The sequence below is a fragment of the Stella humosa genome, from assembly GCF_006738645.1.
GTDB classification, from domain to species: domain Bacteria; phylum Pseudomonadota; class Alphaproteobacteria; order ATCC43930; family Allostellaceae; genus Allostella; species Allostella humosa.
Map to the genome: position 1 here is coordinate 501,223 of NZ_AP019700.1, position 15,526 is coordinate 516,748.

The 15,526-nt window shown below is 72.0% G+C and carries 18 protein-coding genes; 9 read left to right on the forward strand and 9 right to left on the reverse strand.

The window, feature by feature from the left end; all coding sequences use genetic code 11:
* Positions 1-73: 73 nt before the first annotated feature.
* Together STVA_RS02340 and STVA_RS02345 are read right to left on the reverse strand one after the other, a co-directional pair.
* Entirely contained in the window at positions 74-814 is a 741-nt protein-coding gene (locus STVA_RS02340) for a glycosyltransferase (protein ID WP_123694580.1), read from the reverse strand.
* Positions 811-1,548 carry a glycosyltransferase gene (locus tag STVA_RS02345; protein ID WP_123694578.1) on the reverse strand — a complete coding sequence of 246 codons (738 nt, stop codon included), beginning with the start codon at positions 1,546-1,548 and terminating at the stop codon, positions 811-813. Before STVA_RS02345 ends, STVA_RS02340 begins: the two co-directional genes overlap by 4 nt.
* Before the next feature lie 125 nt (positions 1,549-1,673).
* Between STVA_RS02345 and thpR the strand changes: the two genes are divergently transcribed.
* Positions 1,674-2,216 carry an RNA 2',3'-cyclic phosphodiesterase gene (thpR, locus tag STVA_RS02350; RefSeq protein ID WP_123694576.1) on the forward strand — a complete coding sequence of 181 codons (543 nt, stop codon included), beginning with the start codon at positions 1,674-1,676 and terminating at the stop codon, positions 2,214-2,216.
* Between the two features lie 9 nt (positions 2,217-2,225).
* Positions 2,226-2,834: a uracil-DNA glycosylase family protein gene (locus tag STVA_RS02355; protein ID WP_123694574.1), complete on the forward strand. Its 609-nt coding sequence runs from the start codon at positions 2,226-2,228 to the stop codon at positions 2,832-2,834.
* Here the strand turns inward: STVA_RS02355 and STVA_RS02360 are convergent.
* Positions 2,817-3,416 (reverse strand): cysteine hydrolase family protein, encoded by a 600-nt coding sequence (locus STVA_RS02360; RefSeq protein WP_123694572.1) that lies wholly within the window; start codon positions 3,414-3,416, stop codon positions 2,817-2,819. The genes STVA_RS02355 and STVA_RS02360 overlap by 18 nt on opposite strands.
* A 118-nt stretch (positions 3,417-3,534) precedes the next feature.
* Between STVA_RS02360 and STVA_RS02365 the strand changes: the two genes are divergently transcribed.
* Positions 3,535-4,371 carry a LysR family transcriptional regulator gene (locus STVA_RS02365; RefSeq protein ID WP_123694701.1) on the forward strand — a complete coding sequence of 279 codons (837 nt, stop codon included), beginning with the start codon at positions 3,535-3,537 and terminating at the stop codon, positions 4,369-4,371.
* Here STVA_RS02365 and STVA_RS02370 read toward each other — a convergent pair.
* The 3 genes from STVA_RS02370 to atzF are packed head-to-tail and all read right to left on the reverse strand — an operon-like array spanning position 4,368 to position 7,708.
* The gene (locus tag STVA_RS02370) at positions 4,368-5,780 is read right to left on the reverse strand and encodes an AtzE family amidohydrolase (protein WP_123694570.1); all 1,413 of its coding nucleotides are present in this window, start codon (positions 5,778-5,780) and stop codon (positions 4,368-4,370) included. The genes STVA_RS02365 and STVA_RS02370 overlap by 4 nt on opposite strands.
* Positions 5,777-5,965 carry a DUF4089 domain-containing protein gene (locus STVA_RS02375; RefSeq protein ID WP_123694568.1) on the reverse strand — a complete coding sequence of 63 codons (189 nt, stop codon included), beginning with the start codon at positions 5,963-5,965 and terminating at the stop codon, positions 5,777-5,779. The genes STVA_RS02370 and STVA_RS02375 overlap by 4 nt, the downstream gene beginning before the upstream one ends.
* Before the next feature lie 9 nt (positions 5,966-5,974).
* Entirely contained in the window at positions 5,975-7,708 is a 1,734-nt protein-coding gene (atzF, locus tag STVA_RS02380) for an allophanate hydrolase (protein WP_123694566.1), read from the reverse strand.
* 59 nt (positions 7,709-7,767) lie between these two features.
* On the opposite strand from atzF, the gene STVA_RS02385 reads away from it, so the two are divergent.
* From STVA_RS02385 to STVA_RS02410, 6 genes are all read left to right on the forward strand, one after another.
* A complete protein-coding gene (locus STVA_RS02385) occupies positions 7,768-8,514 on the forward strand; it encodes a GntR family transcriptional regulator (RefSeq protein ID WP_245978539.1) in 747 nt (248 codons plus the stop codon).
* 213 nt (positions 8,515-8,727) lie between these two features.
* A complete protein-coding gene (locus tag STVA_RS02390; protein WP_123694562.1) occupies positions 8,728-10,332 on the forward strand; it encodes an ABC transporter substrate-binding protein in 1,605 nt (534 codons plus the stop codon).
* Between the two features lie 25 nt (positions 10,333-10,357).
* On the forward strand, positions 10,358-11,371 hold the full coding sequence (locus tag STVA_RS02395) for an ABC transporter permease (RefSeq protein WP_123694560.1): 1,014 nt from the start codon (positions 10,358-10,360) through the stop codon (positions 11,369-11,371).
* A complete protein-coding gene (locus tag STVA_RS02400; protein WP_123694558.1) occupies positions 11,371-12,225 on the forward strand; it encodes an ABC transporter permease in 855 nt (284 codons plus the stop codon). Before STVA_RS02395 ends, STVA_RS02400 begins: the two co-directional genes overlap by 1 nt.
* Positions 12,222-13,223: an ABC transporter ATP-binding protein gene (locus tag STVA_RS02405; RefSeq protein WP_179955434.1), complete on the forward strand. Its 1,002-nt coding sequence runs from the start codon at positions 12,222-12,224 to the stop codon at positions 13,221-13,223. The genes STVA_RS02400 and STVA_RS02405 overlap by 4 nt, the downstream gene beginning before the upstream one ends.
* Complete coding sequence (locus STVA_RS02410; RefSeq protein WP_123694554.1) at positions 13,220-14,215, forward strand: oligopeptide/dipeptide ABC transporter ATP-binding protein; 996 nt, start codon at positions 13,220-13,222, stop codon at positions 14,213-14,215. The genes STVA_RS02405 and STVA_RS02410 overlap by 4 nt, the downstream gene beginning before the upstream one ends.
* A gap of 45 nt (positions 14,216-14,260) precedes the next feature.
* Here STVA_RS02410 and STVA_RS02415 read toward each other — a convergent pair whose 3' ends face one another.
* Genes STVA_RS02415 through STVA_RS02425 form a run of 3 tightly spaced genes read right to left on the reverse strand, consistent with a single transcriptional unit; the run spans position 14,261 to position 15,521 of the window.
* Positions 14,261-14,584, reverse strand: coding sequence for a GNAT family N-acetyltransferase (locus STVA_RS02415; RefSeq protein ID WP_123694552.1), 324 nt, complete (start codon positions 14,582-14,584; stop codon positions 14,261-14,263).
* Between the two features lie 14 nt (positions 14,585-14,598).
* The gene (locus tag STVA_RS02420; RefSeq protein WP_123694550.1) at positions 14,599-15,042 is read right to left on the reverse strand and encodes a metallopeptidase family protein; all 444 of its coding nucleotides are present in this window, start codon (positions 15,040-15,042) and stop codon (positions 14,599-14,601) included.
* Entirely contained in the window at positions 15,039-15,521 is a 483-nt protein-coding gene (locus STVA_RS02425; RefSeq protein WP_123694548.1) for an RNA pyrophosphohydrolase, read from the reverse strand. Before STVA_RS02425 ends, STVA_RS02420 begins: the two co-directional genes overlap by 4 nt.
* Between the last annotated feature and the right edge of the window lie 5 nt (positions 15,522-15,526).

The window sequence follows — 15,526 nt, forward strand, 5'->3', positions numbered from 1 at the left end:
TCCGGGACCCCTTCTCTCTAGGGCAATATGCCCTGCGGGGGCAACGGCGGATGCCGCGGCGCGTCGGCCGATCCTAGCTGGCCCCCATCACCCGCATGTGGAAGTCGCGCTCGTCGGGCGGCAGCGCCAGCCACCATTGCCGCAACTCGCGCGGGTGCGGGATCTTCAGGTCGACGATGTTCTCGGTCGGCATTGGCAGGGTCGAGGTGTCGTAGAAATACTTGTAGCGAACGCGATAGGCGACCGTGCCCATGCGCGAGGAGCCGAAGCGATGCTGGCGCCGCTTCAGCCAGATCGACACCCAGCGGTCGGCGATGTAGCGCACTCGCGGCGGCACCAGGGCGAAGACCGACAGCGCGCTGTAGGCGGGCGGGAAGATCATCAGGCAGTTGGTGTCGAAGGTGTCGATGCCGTCGACGAGCTGGCAGCGATGCAGCAGGCGGCCGTCGACATGGTGCATGACCCGCAGCGACGAGGCGACCTCCAGGTCGTTCTTCTCCTGCACCGCCAGCAGGCTCGAGACATGGTCGGGATAGAGCCAGTTGTCGGCATCCAGGAAGCCGATCGCATCGAAGCCCTGGCCGGCGGCCGACAGGGCGCCGATCGCGCGCGGCGTATGGCCCCAGTCGCGGTGCCCGGCCGGCAGGACGATGTGCTGCGCGTCCCAGGCATCGATGGCGGCTTCCGGCTTGCCGTCGCCGACCAGGATGTGGGTCGCAGGGTGGGTCTGCATGCGCACGCTGGCATGGGCCTTGGCCAGCCAGGCCAGCGGCTCGCCGTGATAGGGGGTGACGATGGCGACGCGACGGGTCATTGCAGGCCCATTCGGCGGATCTCCCGGTCGCGGGCGGCGGGTTCCAGCGCGTTCCACCAGCGGCCGACCGCGGCGGCCGAGGGCGGCTGGGCGTCGGTCAGCCAGGCATCCCAGCGGGTGGGGCCGAACGGGGCGTTGAAGGCGCGCGCCCGGACCCGCTTGGCGATGCCGGCCGTCGGTCCGGGCGCGGCGATCGTGCGACCGCGCCCCTGCAGGAAGGCCAGGACCGCCTGGGCCGCGTTGCCGGCGACGGGTGCCGGCGCCAGGCTCCACATGGCGATCGCCGGAAAGGCAGGCGGCAGCAGCAGGATGCCGCTCGAATCGACCGCGCGGACCCCGTCCACCTCGCGGCACGGCGCGGCCGGCGTGCCGTCGATGCGATGCAGCAGTCGGCGCGCGGTCGCGGCCTCGGCGCGTCGGCCGGCGACCGCGGCTGCCAGGGCTGAGAGATGGCCGGGCAGGAACCAGTCGGCCGGGTCGAGGAAGGTGACGGCGTCGAAGCGCTGGGACGCCGCCGACAGGCCGCCCGCCATGCGCCCGGCATTGCCGCCGTCGTCATGGCGGCGGTGCAGGACGATGTGCTGGTCGGCCAGTGCGGCCGCCTCGGGCGTCGGACGCCCGTCGGCCACCAGGATATGCGTCACCGCGTGGCCCTGTTCGCGCAGGCTGGCATGCCCGTGGGCCAGCCATTCCAGGGGTTCGTCCGCATAGGGGGTGACGACGGCGATGCGCATGGGTCGGGCCAGTATCTACGCCAAGCGTGCGATCTACGCCAAGCGCAGGATGCTTGCCAAGGCGAGGCCGGTGACAGAATCGGGCCTACGCGGCTAGGTTCGCCCGCCTGCCGCCACGGTCCCCGATGATCCGCCTCTTCGTCGCCATCCCGCTTCCACCTGATCTCGCCCGGTCCCTGGCGGCACTCGGCGGCGGCATCCAGGGCGCCACCTGGGTCGAGGCCGGGAACCTCCACCTGACGCTGCGGTTCATCGGCGAGGTGGACGAGGGCATGGCATGCGACATCGACGAGGCGCTGGCCGGGCTGCGGGCGCCGGCGGTGGCGATCCAGGTGGCGGGCATGGGACAGTTCGGCGAGGGCGACCGCGCGCGCCTGCTCTACGCCGCCGTCGAGCGGACGCCGGCGCTGGTCCATCTCCAGGAGCGGGTGGAGGCGGCCATCGTCCGCGCCGGTCAGCCGCATGAGAAACGCAAGTTCGCTCCCCACATCACCCTGGCGCGCCTCAAGCGGGCGGCGATGCCGCGGGTGCAGGCCTTCATCGCCGGCCATGCGCTGTTCCGGCCGCCGCCGTTCGTCGCCGACCGGGTGGTGCTCTATTCGAGCTGGCTCGGCGGCGCTGGCGCATCCTACCAGGCCGAGGCCGAGTATCCGCTGGACGCCGGCTAGCCTCCGCCGATGAGCGAGGACCTGGATCGCCTGCTGGCCGAGATCCGGGCCTGCCGCTTGTGCGCGGCCCACTTGCCGCTCGGCCCCCGGCCGGTCGTGCGCGGGCTGGCCAGCGCGCGCCTGATGATCGCCAGCCAGGCGCCCGGTACCAAGGTGCATGCGTCGGGCATCTCCTTCACCGATGCCAGCGGCGACCGCCTGCGCGCCTGGCTGGGCGTCGACCGGGCGACCTTCTACGACGAGCGACGGATCGCCATCGCGCCCATGGGCTTCTGCTATCCGGGCCGCCTGCCGCGCGGGGGCGATGCGCCGCCGCGGCCCGAATGCGCCCCGCTGTGGCAGCCACGGGTAGCGGCTGCGTTCTCGTCGGTGGAACTGGTGCTGCTGGTCGGCGGCTGGGCCCAGGGCTGGCACCTGGGCCGCCGCGCCAGGCCGACCCTGACGGAGACGGTGGCGGCGTGGCGGGAATACCTGCCGCGCTTCTTCCCGCTGCCGCACCCCAGTTGGCGCAACACCGGCTGGCTCAACCGGAACCCATGGTTCGCGGCCGAGGCCTTGCCGGAGCTGCGCCGCCGGGTGGCGCTGCTGATGGGCGACGGGTCAGTCGACCAGGGCTGACAGGGGTGCCACCACCGCGAAGCGGTCGGCCAGCTCGGCCAGCGAGGCACGCTGGAGCTGCTGGGGGTCGAGGTCGGGGCCGCCGGTCGGATCGGGCAGGGCGCGGGTGGCGGTCGCATCGGCGATGACCGTGGTGCGGTAGCCGAGGTCGAGGGCCGCGCGGGCCGTCGAGCTGACGCACATGTGGGTCATGAAGCCGGCCACGACCAGCGAGGTCCGCCCCGTCGCCTTCAGCGCCGACTGCAGATCGGTGCCGGCGAAGGCATTGGGCAGGCCCTTGGTGATCACCGTCTCGCCCGGCTCGGGCCGCACTTGGTCGGCGATCTGGCCGCCCGGGCCGTCCGGGTCGAACAGGCCGCCGGCCTTGCCCAGATGGGCCACATGGATGATCGGGGCGCCGGCGGCGCGCGCCCGGCGCAGCAACTGCTGCATGGCCTCCAGCGCCGGGGCGGCCCCCGGCAGGGGCAGGCGGCCGTCGAGATATTCGCGCTGGGCATCGATGACGACGACGGCGGCGGTGGAAAGCGGGCCGGGCGTGGCGTCGGCCCCGGCCATCTGAAGCAGGGTGCGGGCGGCGGTCATCGTCTGTCGTTCCTCAGGGTGATTCGGCGAACGGCCAGCATAGGGCTGCATCGTCGCCGGAGAAGGGGCGACTTTCGCGCCGGCCCCTGCAAAAATGCCGGATGAAGACGGTATCGGCATGATCGATTGGGACGGCTGGCGCGCGGTGCTGCTGCTGGCCCGCGCCGGCACGCTGGCCGGGGCGGCGACGCTGCTGGGGGTGGATGCCACCACGGCCGCCCGCCGGCTGCGCCGGCTGGAAGCCTCGCTGGCGCTCCGGCTGTTCGAGCGCCAGGGCGCGCGCCTGGTGCCGACCGCCGCCTGTCTCGACCTGTTGCCGCGCCTGGAGCAGGCCGAACGCGCGCTGGCCGCGGCGGAATCCGCGTTCGAGCAGGGCGGCGGCGGTCCCGTCCGGGTGCTGCGGGTGACGGCGGTGGCGTTCCTGGTCGACCACCTGCTGGCGCCGGCCCTGCCGCGGCTGCTGGCCGGGCGGCGGCTGCGCGTCGAACTGCTGGCCGACAACCGCAACCTCAGCATGGCCCGGCGCGAGGCCGACCTGGCCCTGCGGCTTGGCCGGCCCGACGTGGTGCACGATGCCGTGCAACGGCTGGGCACGGTCACCTACGCGGTCTATGCCGGCCGGGGTCGCGATGCCGGCGGCCTGCCCTGGGCCGCCCTGTCGGACGAGCAGGCCCATCTGCCGGAAAGCCGCTGGACGGCGCGGGCGGCCGGCGCTCAGGGCATCGAGCATCGTGCCAACCGCTTCGAGGCGCTTGCCCGCATGGCCGAGGGCGGCCTGGTGCGCGTGCTGCTGCCGGACCTGCTGGCCCGGGCCTTTCCAGCCCTCGTTCGTGTCGGCGAACCGGTCGAGCTTGAGCGGGAGGCATGGCTGGTCGGTCATCCCGAGGATGCCGGCGCGCCGCATGTCCGCGCCGGCGTCGATTGGCTGGCGGGCCTGTTCCGGCCGGAATCCTAGCTCGCGGCGGCGCGCCAGCCGCTGGCGACGGGCGCGCCGGCGACGCCCATGCGCTCCAGGGTCGCGGCCACCCGCAGGATTGCCGCTTCCTGCCAAGGCCGGCCGATGATCTGCACCCCGATCGGCAGGCCCGCCCGTACCACGGGGACGGCCACGACCGGCAGGCCGATGAACGAGATCGGCTGCGTCAGCACGCCCAGGTTGGCGCGCACCGGCACGACGGCGCCGGCCAGTTCCATCGTCTGCTGGTCGACGCCGGGCGCGGTGCAGGGGGTGGCGGCGGCGACCAGCACGTCGACCTTGCCCATGGCATCGGCCACCTGCCGGCGGAAGACGCCGCGGAAGCGCTGGGCCGCGGTGACCCAGGCCGAGGGGATGAGGGCGCCCGCCGTCAGCCGGTCGCGTGTCTCGGGGTCGAAATCATCGGCCCGGCGGCGCAGCCGGTCGAGATGCAACGCCCCGCCCTCGGCCGCGGTGATGACATAGGCCGCCGCCCGCGCCCTGCCGGCTTCGGCCAGCGTTACCCGTCGCACGGCGCCCAGCGCGGTCGCGACGCGATCGACGGCATCCCGGGCTTCCGGCCCGGCGAAGGTCTCGAAATGCCCGTCCAGCACGCCGATGCGCAGGCCGTCGATGTCGCCCGACAGGGCAGCCGACGTTGGCTCGGCGGGGCGGCCGGCGCAGGACGGGTCGTCCGCGTCCGGCCCCTGCATCGCGTCATAGGCGGCCGCCAGATCGGCCACCGACCGGGCGAACGGCCCCAGATGATCGAAGGCGGCGACGAAGGGGAAGGACCCGCGCCGGGTGAGGCGACCGAAGGTCGGCTTCAGGCCGAAGATGCCGCACAGCGACGAGGGCACCCGGATCGACCCGTTGGTGTCGCTGCCAAGCGCCAGCGGCACAAGGCCCGCCGCGACCGCGCCGCCGCTGCCGCCGGACGATCCGCCGGTCATCCGCGCCGGGTCGTGCGGGTTGCGCGTCGGGCCGTAATGGGCATTGCGGCCGGTGAAGTCGTAGGCGTACTCGCCCATGCCGAGCGCGCCCACCAGCACCGCCCCGGCGGCTTCCAGGCGGGCGATCAGCGGCGAGTCTGCTGATGAGGGGGGCGAGTCCGCCTCGATCCGCGCGCCGGCCAGGGTCGCCAGGCCGGCGATGTCGAACAGGTTCTTGACCGCGAACGGGACCCCGGCGAGCGGACCCGGGTCGCGGCCCTCCGCGACCATCCGGTCGATCGTGGCGGCCCGCGCGCGGGCGCGCTCCGCGGTCACGGCGGTGAAGGCGTTGAGGATCGGCTGGGCCTCGGCGATCCGGGCCAGGCTGGCATCGACGACCGACAGGGCGGTCGTGGCGCCCCTGCGCACCGCGGCGGCGGTCTCGGCGGCGCCGGCGGCGGCGGACGGATCGCTCATGGCCGGAACACCGGCGCTGCCTCGTCGGCCTCGCCCAGCGGATGTTCGGCCACGACGCCGGCCAGGCGCCGGGCCAGGGCCAGATGCTCCAGCACGCCCTGCCAGCGTTCCGTCGGCACCGGCAGGTCGAGCAGGGCAGCCGCGGCGGCGGCATAGCCGCCCAGCATCTCGTCGTCGCGCGTCATCGTTCCTCCCTACACCGTCGGGCTCTGGGTTTTCGCGGCCGCCTGGCGCCAGGCGCGCCAGCCGCCGAACCGGCTGATGTCGGGGGCGCCCGCCTCGCCGCCGGCCGCGCAGACGAAGCCGCGCACCTCGCTGCCGTCGTCGAGTGCCACCAGGCCCAGGGCCAGCGGCGCGCGCACCTCGGCCAGCAGGCCCGGCAGCGCCGGCTCCGGCACCAGCCAGACCTCGCCCTCGATGGCGACGCCGTCGCGCTCGGTCAGGACCAGGCCCGGCCGTGGCATCGCGCCTTCCAGCAGGACCATGCGGTAGCGGCTGGCCGTGCGGATCGTGCGCACCGGCGCCGCGCCTAGCGCGATGAGCGCTGCGCTGCGTGGCTCGCCGGTCAGGTGGGCGCCGAACACGGCCACCTCGACGCCCGGGCCGGACGCGCGCGCCGGCCGCAGGGATGCCGGGTCCGCCGCCGCGCCGGTCGCCCCCAGGGGCAGGCCGGCCAGGGCGTGCACGACGCCACCGATGGCGGCCAGCGCCAGGTCGCTGCCGGTCGGGCCGATCAGGGTGGCCCCGATCGGCAGGCCATTGCGATGGAACCCGGTCGGGACGGCGAGTGCGGCCAGGTCGAGCAGGTTCACGAAGTTGGTCCAGGTGCCGAGTGCCGAGTTGCGGGCGACCGGCTCGGCCGCAACCTCGGCCAGCGTCCAGTGACGAGGGGCGGTCGGCACCATCAGCGCGTCGTAGCGGTCCCAGGTGGGTGCGGTCTCGGCCGCGATGGCGGCCAGCCGATAGAGGCCGGCAAAGGTGTCGGTGGCGCTGCGCGCCCGGCCGCTGCGCACGATGGCGCGCACCACGGGGTCGCACGCGTCCCAGTGGGCGTCGATGAAGTCGCCGACCGCGGCCGTGCGCTCGGCCACCCAGGGGCCGTCATAGAGCAGGGCGGCCGCCGCCAGGAACGGGGCAGGGTCGATCTCCTCGACCGTGGCACCGGTCCGGCGCAGCAGGTCGAGCGCCGCCGCCCACCATTCCGGGCCGAAGCCGTCGCCGAACCAGGGCAATGCCGCGGCATGGGGGACGGCGACGCGCCAGCCGCCCGGGCGCGGCAGGCGCTGGCGCAGCGCGCGGGAGAAGGGATCGACCGTGTCCGGGCCGCCCGCGATAGCCAGGGCCGCCAGCGCGTCCGGCACCGTCAGCGCGAAGATCGAGACGCAGTCCAGGCTGCGGCAGGCCGGCACCACGCCGGTCGCCGGGACAAGGCCGCGACTGGGCTTCAGGCCGACGATATTGTTCATCATCGCCGGCACCCGGCCCGACCCGGCGGTGTCGGTGCCGAGCGCCACCGGCACCAGCCCGCGGGCGACCGCGACGGCCGAGCCGGAGGACGAGCCGCCCGGGATGCAGGCGGGGTCGAACGGGTTGGCCGGCACGCCATAGGGGCTGCGCACGCCGACGAGACCGGTCGCGAACTGGTCGAGGTTGGTCTTGCCGGCGACCCGGAAACCCGCCGCCTCCAGCCGGGCGACGGCCGTGGCCGACGCCTCCGGTTTGTAGGCATAGGCGGGGCAGGCGGCCGTGGTGGCGAACCCGGCGGCGTCGATGTTGTCCTTGACCGCCAGCGGGATGCCGTCGCCGCCGGCCGGGCCGCGGGCGATGAAGATCGCCGGATCGGCGTCGTCCAGCCGGGCAGCATGGGCCGCGCGGTCGGCGGCCGTCGCCTGGCGCCAGTCGGAAATGGTCAGCGGTCGTTGGGTCATGCGGTCGGGTCCGTCATGTCGGGGGCTTCAGCACAGCCCGTGCCAAGGGAGAGAGCGGGATGGCGAGCGGCCTTGCCGGGGCGACCCAGTTCGGCCAAAGAGGGGCGATGGACGTGCAGAGCGCCAAGACGACCCTTCCCGGCCCGCCCAGGACGCGCGCCGACCGGCTGCGCGAGGACCTGGCCGAGGAGATCCTGTCGGGCCGGCTCGGCCCCGGCGTCCGGCTCGACGAGCAGGGGCTGGCCGACCGCTACGGCGTGTCGCGGACGCCCGTGCGCGAGGCGCTGCGGCAACTGGCGGCGACCGGCCTGGTCGAGGCCCGGCCGCACAAGGGCGTGGTGGTGACGACCCCCTCGCCCAAGGTCCTGGCCGAATCCTTCGAGGTGATGGCGGAACTGGAGGCGGCCTGCGCGGCCCTTGCGGCGCGCCGCATGCCGGCCGGTCTGCGGCGCAGTCTGGCCCGTGTCCATGGCCGCCTGCGCCTGCTGGCCGATGCCGGCGATCCTGAGGACTATGCCGCCCTCAACCTGGAATTCCACGATCTCATCTGGCAGGGCTGCGGCAATGCCACGCTGGCGGCGATGACGGCCGACGTGCGCCGCCGGGTGGGGCCGTTCCGGCGCCTGCAATTCCGCCTGGCGGGCCGGCTGCAACGATCGTGGGAAGAGCATGACGCGGTGGTCCAGGCGATCCTGGCCGGCGATCCCGCGGCCGCCCGCGCGGCGATGCTGGGCCATGTCGGCCTGGTGGGCGATGCGTCGGCCGATCTGGTGCGGCCGGGGGCGCTTCTGGCCGCCATGGAGTGATCGTGCATGCAAGATTGCATACAATATAGCCAGAGCGAATTGATCTAGAATAGGGATTTAGCGTGCCGACGCCCGTGTTTCGGGCAGCGTTTGGATCGGCTGCGGGCAGAAGCCCGCGCGGAACGCGCAGAAGGGCGCGAATTCCCGGCATTTCCGGCTGGCACGATGCTTGCGCTTCCTGGTGGCGAACGGGCTTTCGCCACGGGGGGTGCCATGAAGCGTCGCGAGTTCCTGAAGTCCACGGCGGCGGTCGCGGCCGGTGCTGCCATCGGCAGCGTTCCCTGGAACGGCGCCCTGGGGCAGAGCCGCAAGGACACGCTGCTGGCGATCTCCGAGAACGGCCCCAACAGCCTGGACATCCATGGCGTCGGCACCAACCGGCCGGGCTACGAGGCGTCCTGGAACAGCTACGACCGGCTGGTCACCTTCGGCGTCAAGAAGGATGCCCAGGGCAACGACCATTACGACTATACGAAGATCGAGCCGGAACTGGCCGAGGACTGGACCGCCACCGACAGCTCGGTCACCTTCCGGCTGAAGCGCGGCGCCAAGTTCCATGACGGCAGCCCCGTCACGGCCGCCGACGTGAAATGGTCGTTCGACCGGGCGGTCACCGTGGGCGGCTTCCCGACCTTCCAGATGAAGGCGGGCTCGCTCGAGAAGCCCGAGCAGTTCGTGGCCGTCGACGACCGCACCTTCCGCATCGACTTCCTGCGCCGCGACAAGCTGACCATGCCGGACCTGGGCGTGCCGGTGCCGGTCGTCATCAATTCCGGCCTGGCGCGCAAGAACGCGACGGCCGCAGACCCGTGGGCGATGGACTGGCTGCGCACCAACGAGGCGGGCTCCGGCGCCTACAAAGTGGAGCGGTTCCAGCCCGGCACGGAACTCGTCTTCATGCGCAACGAGGACTGGGTGGGTGGGCCGAAGCCCAAGATCCAGCGCGTCGTCTGGCGCGTGGTGCCGCAGTCCGGCAACCGCCGGGCGCTGCTGGAGCGCGGCGACGCCGACGTCTCGTTCGACCTGCCGAGCAAGGATTTCAACGAGCTGGCGGCCTCGAAGAAGCTGACGGTCGTCGGCACGCCGGTCGAGAACGCGCTGCAGTACATCGCCTTCAACGTCAACAAGCCGCCCTTCGACGACCTGAAGATCCGCCAGGCGATCGCCTGTGCGCTGCCCTACCAGGCGATCATGGATTCGGTCATGTTCGGCCGCGCCCTGCCGATGTTCGGCGCGGCCAACCCGGTGGCCGACGCCTCCTGGCCGCAGCCGCACGCGTATCGTACGGACCTCGACAAAGCCAAGGCGCTGATGGCGGCGTCGACCATGCCGAACGGCTTCGAGACGACCTTGTCCTTCGACCTGGGCCTGGCCGGCGTCAATGAGCCGATCTGCGTGCTGGTGCAGGAAAGCCTGGCCCGCATCGGCATCAAGCTGACGATCAACAAGATCCCCGGGGCCAACTGGCGCAACGAGCTCTTGAAGAAGCAGCTTCCGATGCTGACCAACACCTTCGGCGGCTGGCTCAACTTTCCCGACTATTTCTTCTTCTGGGCCTATCACGGCCAGGATGCGGTCTTCAACACCATGTCCTACAAGAACCCCAAGATGGACAAGGCGATCGACGTCGCCCGCTTCGCACCGGACACGGCGACCTACGAGGCGGCTGTGAAGGAGTTCGTCGGCCTGTCCTTCGACGAGCTGCCGCGCATCCCGCTCTTCCAGCCCTACCTGAACGTGGCGATGCAGAAGAACGTGAACGGCTACCGCTACTGGTTCCATCGGCAGCTCGACTACCGCCAGCTGGAAAAGGTCTAGGCCGGGCGGGCGAGGGGGCGCGACCATGCTGGCGATGATCGGGCGGCGGCTGCTGGCGGCATTGCCGTCGATCGCCGGCGTCATCGTCGTCACCTTCCTGCTGACCCGGCTGCTGCCGGGCGACCCGGCCGCCTATTTCGCCGGGCCGGCGGCCACCCCCCAGGCGATCGAGGAGGTGCGGGCGCGCCTCGGCCTCGACCGCTCGGTGCCGGCGCAGTTCCTGTCCTACCTGGGCGACCTGTCGCGCGGCGATTTCGGTCTGTCGCTGACGACCGGCCTGCCCGTCATCCGCGAACTGGTCACCCGCCTCCCGGCCTCGCTGGAGCTGACATTGGCCGGGCTCCTCTTCGCGGTCGCGGTGGCGGTGCCGATGGGGATCCTGGCCGCGGTGCGATCGGGAAGCTGGATCGACCATGCCACCCGCATCGTCGCCACCGCCGGGGTCAGCCTGCCCACCTTCTTCACCGGCCTGCTGCTGGTCCACCTGTTCTATTCCGTGCTGCAGATCGCCCCGGCACCGATGGGCCGGCTCGACATCTTCTCCTCGCCGCCGGCCCATTGGACCGGGCTCTACGTCCTGGATGCGCTGCTGGCGGGCGACGTCCAGACCGCGCTGGCGGCACTCGCCCAGCTTGCCCTGCCGGCGCTGACGCTCGGCATCTTCGCGCTGGCCCCGCTGGCGCGGATGACGCGGGCGGCGATGCTGGCGGCGCTCGGCAGCGACTTCGTGCGGGCGGCCCGTGCCTCGGGCCTCAGCCGCGGCCGGGTCGTCTGGGTCTATGCCTTCCGCAACGCCATGCTGCCGGTGCTGACGACGCTCGGCATGGTCTTCAGCTTCCTGCTCGGCGCCAACGTGCTGGTGGAAAAGGTCTTCGCCTGGCCGGGCATCGGCTCCTACGCGATCGAGGCGCTGATCGTCTCCGACTACGCCCCGGTGCAGGGCTTCGTGCTGACGATGGCGCTGCTCTACGTCCTCCTCAACCTCTTGATCGACATCCTCTACGGCATCGTCGATCCGCGCGTGAAGCTGGAAAGCTGATGGCCGCCGCGGCTGAATACGCCCGCCACCTGCGCCATGTGGTGACCGAGAACCCGGTCACCGGCGGGGCCTTCGCGCTCTTCGTCCTGCTGGTGCTGACGGCGATCCTGGGGCCGGCGCTGGTGCCCTACGACCCCTTGGCCAGCAATGCCGCCGCCACCTTGCAGGCGCCGTCCGCGCGCCACTGGTTCGGCACCGACCAACTCGGGCGCGACGTCTTCAGCCGGGTGGTGGTTGCGACCCGCCTCGACCTTACCATCGCCTTCGCCAGCGTCATACTGGTCTTCGTCACCGGCACCATGACGGGGGTGGCGGCCGGCCATTTCGGCGGCTGGGTCGATCGCGTGGTGGGCCGCATCTCCGACACGATCATGGCCTTCCCGCTGTTCGTGCTGGCCATGGGCATCGTGGCGGCACTGGGCAACACGGTCGGCAACATCGTGCTGGCGACGGCGGTGGTGAACTTCCCGCTCTATGTCCGCGTCGCCCGCGCCGAGGCCAACGTCCGCCGCGACGCCGGCTTCGTCGAGGCCGCCCGCATCAGCGGCAATGGCGAGGCGCGCGTGGTGCTGTTCCACATCCTGCCCAACACCCTGCCGATCATGATGGTGCAGGTGTCGCTGACGCTGGGCTACGCCATCCTGAATGCGGCCGGCCTGTCCTTCATCGGCCTGGGCGTGCGCCCGCCGACGCCGGAATGGGGGATCATGGTGGCCGACGGCGCCAACTACATCCAGTCGGGCGAATGGTGGATCGCGCTCTTCCCCGGCCTGGCGCTGATGCTGGCGGTCTTCTGCTTCAACCTGCTGGGCGACGGGCTGCGCGACCTGATCGACCCCCGGCGGCGGACGTGACGGCCAACCCGCCGCTCCTCTCGGTCGAGGGCGTGTCGGTCGCCTTCCGCACGCGTGCGGGCGAAGTGAAGGCGCTGGAGCGGGTCAGCTTCTCGGTGGCCAGGGGCGAGACCATCGCCATCGTCGGCGAAAGCGGGTCCGGCAAGTCGGTCACGGCCCAGGCGATCATGGGCATCCTCGACCCGGCCGGCCGGGTGGCGGAGGGCCGCATCGGCTTCGGCGGCATGGACCTGTTGCAGGCAACCCAGCGCGAGCTGGCCGACATGCGCGGGCGCGAGCTGGCGATGATCTTCCAGAATCCGCGCGGTGCCCTCAACCCGATCCGCACCGTGGGCGACCAGATCGCCGACGTGCTGGCCCGGCACGAGCACCTGAAGGGGCCGGCCGCCCGCGCGCGGGCGATGGAGATGCTGGCGCTGGTCAAGATCACCGATCCCCCGCGCCGGCTCGACGCCTACCCGTTCGAGCTGTCGGGCGGCATGTGCCAGCGGGTGATGATCGCGCTGGCACTCGCCTGCCGGCCGGCCCTGCTGATCGCCGACGAGCCGACGACCGGGCTCGACGTCACCACCCAGGCAGCGATCATGGACCTGATCGACGAACTCGGCCGGTCGCGCGGCATGGCCACGGTGCTGATCACCCACGATCTCGGCCTGGCGGCAGAGCATTGCCGGCGGATCGTCGTCATGCATGCCGGCCACGTCGTCGAGGACGCCCCGGCCGAGGCGCTGTTCGCGGCCCCCCGCCATCCCTATACCGCGCGCCTGCTGGCGGCCACGCCGCGGCCAGGCCGCCACCTGGCCGACCTGGCCTCGATACCCGGTGGCTTGCCCGACCTGCGACGCGGCGATCTCGGCGGCTGCCGCTTCCTCGACCGCTGCGAACGGGCGGGCGAGGTCTGCCGCGCGCCGACGCTGGTGCCGGTGGAAACGATGGGCGCTTCCGGCCATCACCGGGTCCTGTGCGCGCAGCCTATCGGCGAGGAACTGGCGGCATGACGGCACTGCTCGACGTGGCCGGCCTCTGCCGCCGCTTTCCCGTCGGCATCCCCGGCCCCATCGACCGGCTACGCGGCCGCAAGCCGGGGCTGCTGCATGCCGTCGACGGGGTCGACCTGCGCATCGGCGAGGGCGAGGTGCTGGGGCTGGTGGGCGAGAGCGGCTGCGGCAAGTCCACGCTGGCCCGCGTCGTCGCCCGCCTGATCGACCCCAGCGAGGGCAGCATCCGCTTCGCCGGCCAGGACATCGCCGCCATCCCGGCGCGCAGTTTCGCCCGCCACGAGATGCGGCGCGCCATCCAGATGGTCTTCCAGGACCCGACCGAGAGCCTCAACCCGCGCTGGACCGCCTTCGACTGCATCGCCGACCCGATTCGCCGCATGGACCCGGTGCCGGCGGCCAGGCTGGGTGAGCGCGTGCGCGAGCTGGCCGACCTCGTCAGCCTGCCCGAGGCGCTGCTCGGCCGTTTCCCGCACCAGTTGTCGGGCGGACAGAAGGCGCGCGTCGGCATCGCCCGGGCCGTGGCCCTGCGCCCGCGCCTGCTGGTGCTGGACGAGCCGACCTCGGCGCTCGACGTCTCGGTGCAGGTGGTGGTGCTGAAGTTGCTGGCCGACCTGAAGCAGCGGCTCGGCATGAGCTACCTCTTCGTCACCCACGACCTGGAGGTGGTGCGGCTGGTCTGCGACCGGGTGGCGGTCATGTATCTGGGCCGGATGGCGGAGGTCGGCACGGTGGAGCAGGTCTTCGCCCGCCCCTCGCACCCCTACACGCGCGCCCTCCTGTCCTCGATCCCGACCGGCGTTCCCGGCCACCCGCCCGCGCGCATCCTGCTGACGGGCGACCCGCGCAGCCCGGTCGACCCCGATCCGCATGTCTGCCGCTTCCTCGGCCGCTGCCCGCAGAGCACCGAGCGCTGCGGCGCAGAGATGCCGCAGCTTCGCCGCATGGCCGAGGGCCATGCCGCGGCCTGCCACTTGGCGGAGGCCGCATAGCGCTGGATGCGGATGGACGGCGGGCAGCGGTTCCGCCCGCCCGGCCTACTCGGTCGGGATGCCGATCGCGCTGCGGTAGGACGGCTGCACCACGTCGTGCGCCTCGGCATGCTTCTTCAGCCACAGGGCAAAGACCGGGCACACCGGCATCACCTTCTGGTCATGCTCGCGCAGCGAGGCGACGACGGCCCGGAAGATGGCCGAGGCGATGCCGCGGCCTTCCAGCTCGCGCGGCACCTCGGTGTGCGACAGCAGGATGCCGCCGGCGATCCGGTTGTACTCGGCAAACGCGGTCCGGCCGTCGACGACGGCCTCGAACCGCCTGGCTTCCGCGTTGTCGCGGACGATGACGTTCGTGGCTTCGGCCATGGCGGTATCGCTCCCTACGCGCGCGGCAGGTCGGCCATGCGGGCGGTCGACTCCGCCGTCTCGGCCTCTTCCTCCAGCCGCTCCATGTCGTCGTCGCTCAGGCCGAAATGGTGGCCGATCTCGTGGATCAGCACGTGGCGGACGATGTGCAGCAGGTCGTCCCCGGTCTCGCACCACAGGTCGAGGATCGGCCGGCGATAGAGGAAGATCATGTCCATGTGCGGCACGGGGTCGGAGACGCTCTTGTGCAGCATCGACACCCCGCGATAGAGCCCCAGCAGGTCGAAGGGGCTTTCCAGCTCCATCTCTTCCTCGGTGTCCTCGTCGGGGAAGTCCTCGACCCGGATGACGACGTCGCGCGCGTGCTGGCGCAGTTCCCAGGGAATGGCCTGGAAGCCGATCCGGCCCAGCCCCTCGATATCGGCGAGGCTGGGGGCAGTGCCCGGAAAGCCGCTCATCGGGGCAGGAACGGCGCGAATTCGGCGAGGATGGCCGTGTAGATGTCGCGCTTGAAGGGGACGATCAGCTTCGGCACCTCGACTGCGTCGACCCACTTCCAGGCCAGGAACTCCGGATGCTCGGTTTCCAGGTTGATCTCCGAATCCTCGCCGTCGAAGCGGAAGGCGAACCATTTCTGCGTCTGGCCGCGATAGCGCCCGCGCCACAGCTTGCCGGCCAGGTCGGGCGGCAGGTCGTAGCTGTACCAGTCCCGGCTTTCGCCCAGGAACGCGCCGTTGCAGGTGCCGATCTCCTCGCACAGCTCGCGGCTGGCGGCCTCGATCGGCGTCTCGCCCCGGTCGATGCCACCCTGGGGCATCTGCCATGCGTCGCTCGGCATGTCGATGCGCTGCGCCACCAGCACCTGGCCCTCGCGATTGAGGACCATGATGCCGACGGCGCGGCGATAGGGCAGGCTTGCGGTTGCTTCTCTGGTCATGCTGT

Coding starts and splice junctions, on each gene's coding strand:
- STVA_RS02370 (WP_123694570.1), bottom strand. CDS start 5,780: ATGAGCGATCCGTCCGCCGCCGCCGGCGCCGCCGAGACCGCCGCCGCG.
- STVA_RS02365 (WP_123694701.1), top strand. CDS start 3,535: ATGATCGATTGGGACGGCTGGCGCGCGGTGCTGCTGCTGGCCCGCGCC.
- STVA_RS02390 (WP_123694562.1), top strand. CDS start 8,728: ATGAAGCGTCGCGAGTTCCTGAAGTCCACGGCGGCGGTCGCGGCCGGT.
- STVA_RS02415 (WP_123694552.1), bottom strand. CDS start 14,584: ATGGCCGAAGCCACGAACGTCATCGTCCGCGACAACGCGGAAGCCAGG.
- STVA_RS02345 (WP_123694578.1), bottom strand. CDS start 1,548: ATGCGCATCGCCGTCGTCACCCCCTATGCGGACGAACCCCTGGAATGG.
- STVA_RS02340 (WP_123694580.1), bottom strand. CDS start 814: ATGACCCGTCGCGTCGCCATCGTCACCCCCTATCACGGCGAGCCGCTG.
- STVA_RS02400 (WP_123694558.1), top strand. CDS start 11,371: ATGGCCGCCGCGGCTGAATACGCCCGCCACCTGCGCCATGTGGTGACC.
- STVA_RS02425 (WP_123694548.1), bottom strand. CDS start 15,521: ATGACCAGAGAAGCAACCGCAAGCCTGCCCTATCGCCGCGCCGTCGGC.
- STVA_RS02420 (WP_123694550.1), bottom strand. CDS start 15,042: ATGAGCGGCTTTCCGGGCACTGCCCCCAGCCTCGCCGATATCGAGGGG.
- thpR (WP_123694576.1), top strand. CDS start 1,674: ATGATCCGCCTCTTCGTCGCCATCCCGCTTCCACCTGATCTCGCCCGG.
- STVA_RS02355 (WP_123694574.1), top strand. CDS start 2,226: ATGAGCGAGGACCTGGATCGCCTGCTGGCCGAGATCCGGGCCTGCCGC.
- atzF (WP_123694566.1), bottom strand. CDS start 7,708: ATGACCCAACGACCGCTGACCATTTCCGACTGGCGCCAGGCGACGGCC.
- STVA_RS02410 (WP_123694554.1), top strand. CDS start 13,220: ATGACGGCACTGCTCGACGTGGCCGGCCTCTGCCGCCGCTTTCCCGTC.
- STVA_RS02385 (WP_245978539.1), top strand. CDS start 7,768: ATGGCGAGCGGCCTTGCCGGGGCGACCCAGTTCGGCCAAAGAGGGGCG.
- STVA_RS02375 (WP_123694568.1), bottom strand. CDS start 5,965: ATGACGCGCGACGACGAGATGCTGGGCGGCTATGCCGCCGCCGCGGCT.
- STVA_RS02395 (WP_123694560.1), top strand. CDS start 10,358: ATGCTGGCGATGATCGGGCGGCGGCTGCTGGCGGCATTGCCGTCGATC.
- STVA_RS02360 (WP_123694572.1), bottom strand. CDS start 3,416: ATGACCGCCGCCCGCACCCTGCTTCAGATGGCCGGGGCCGACGCCACG.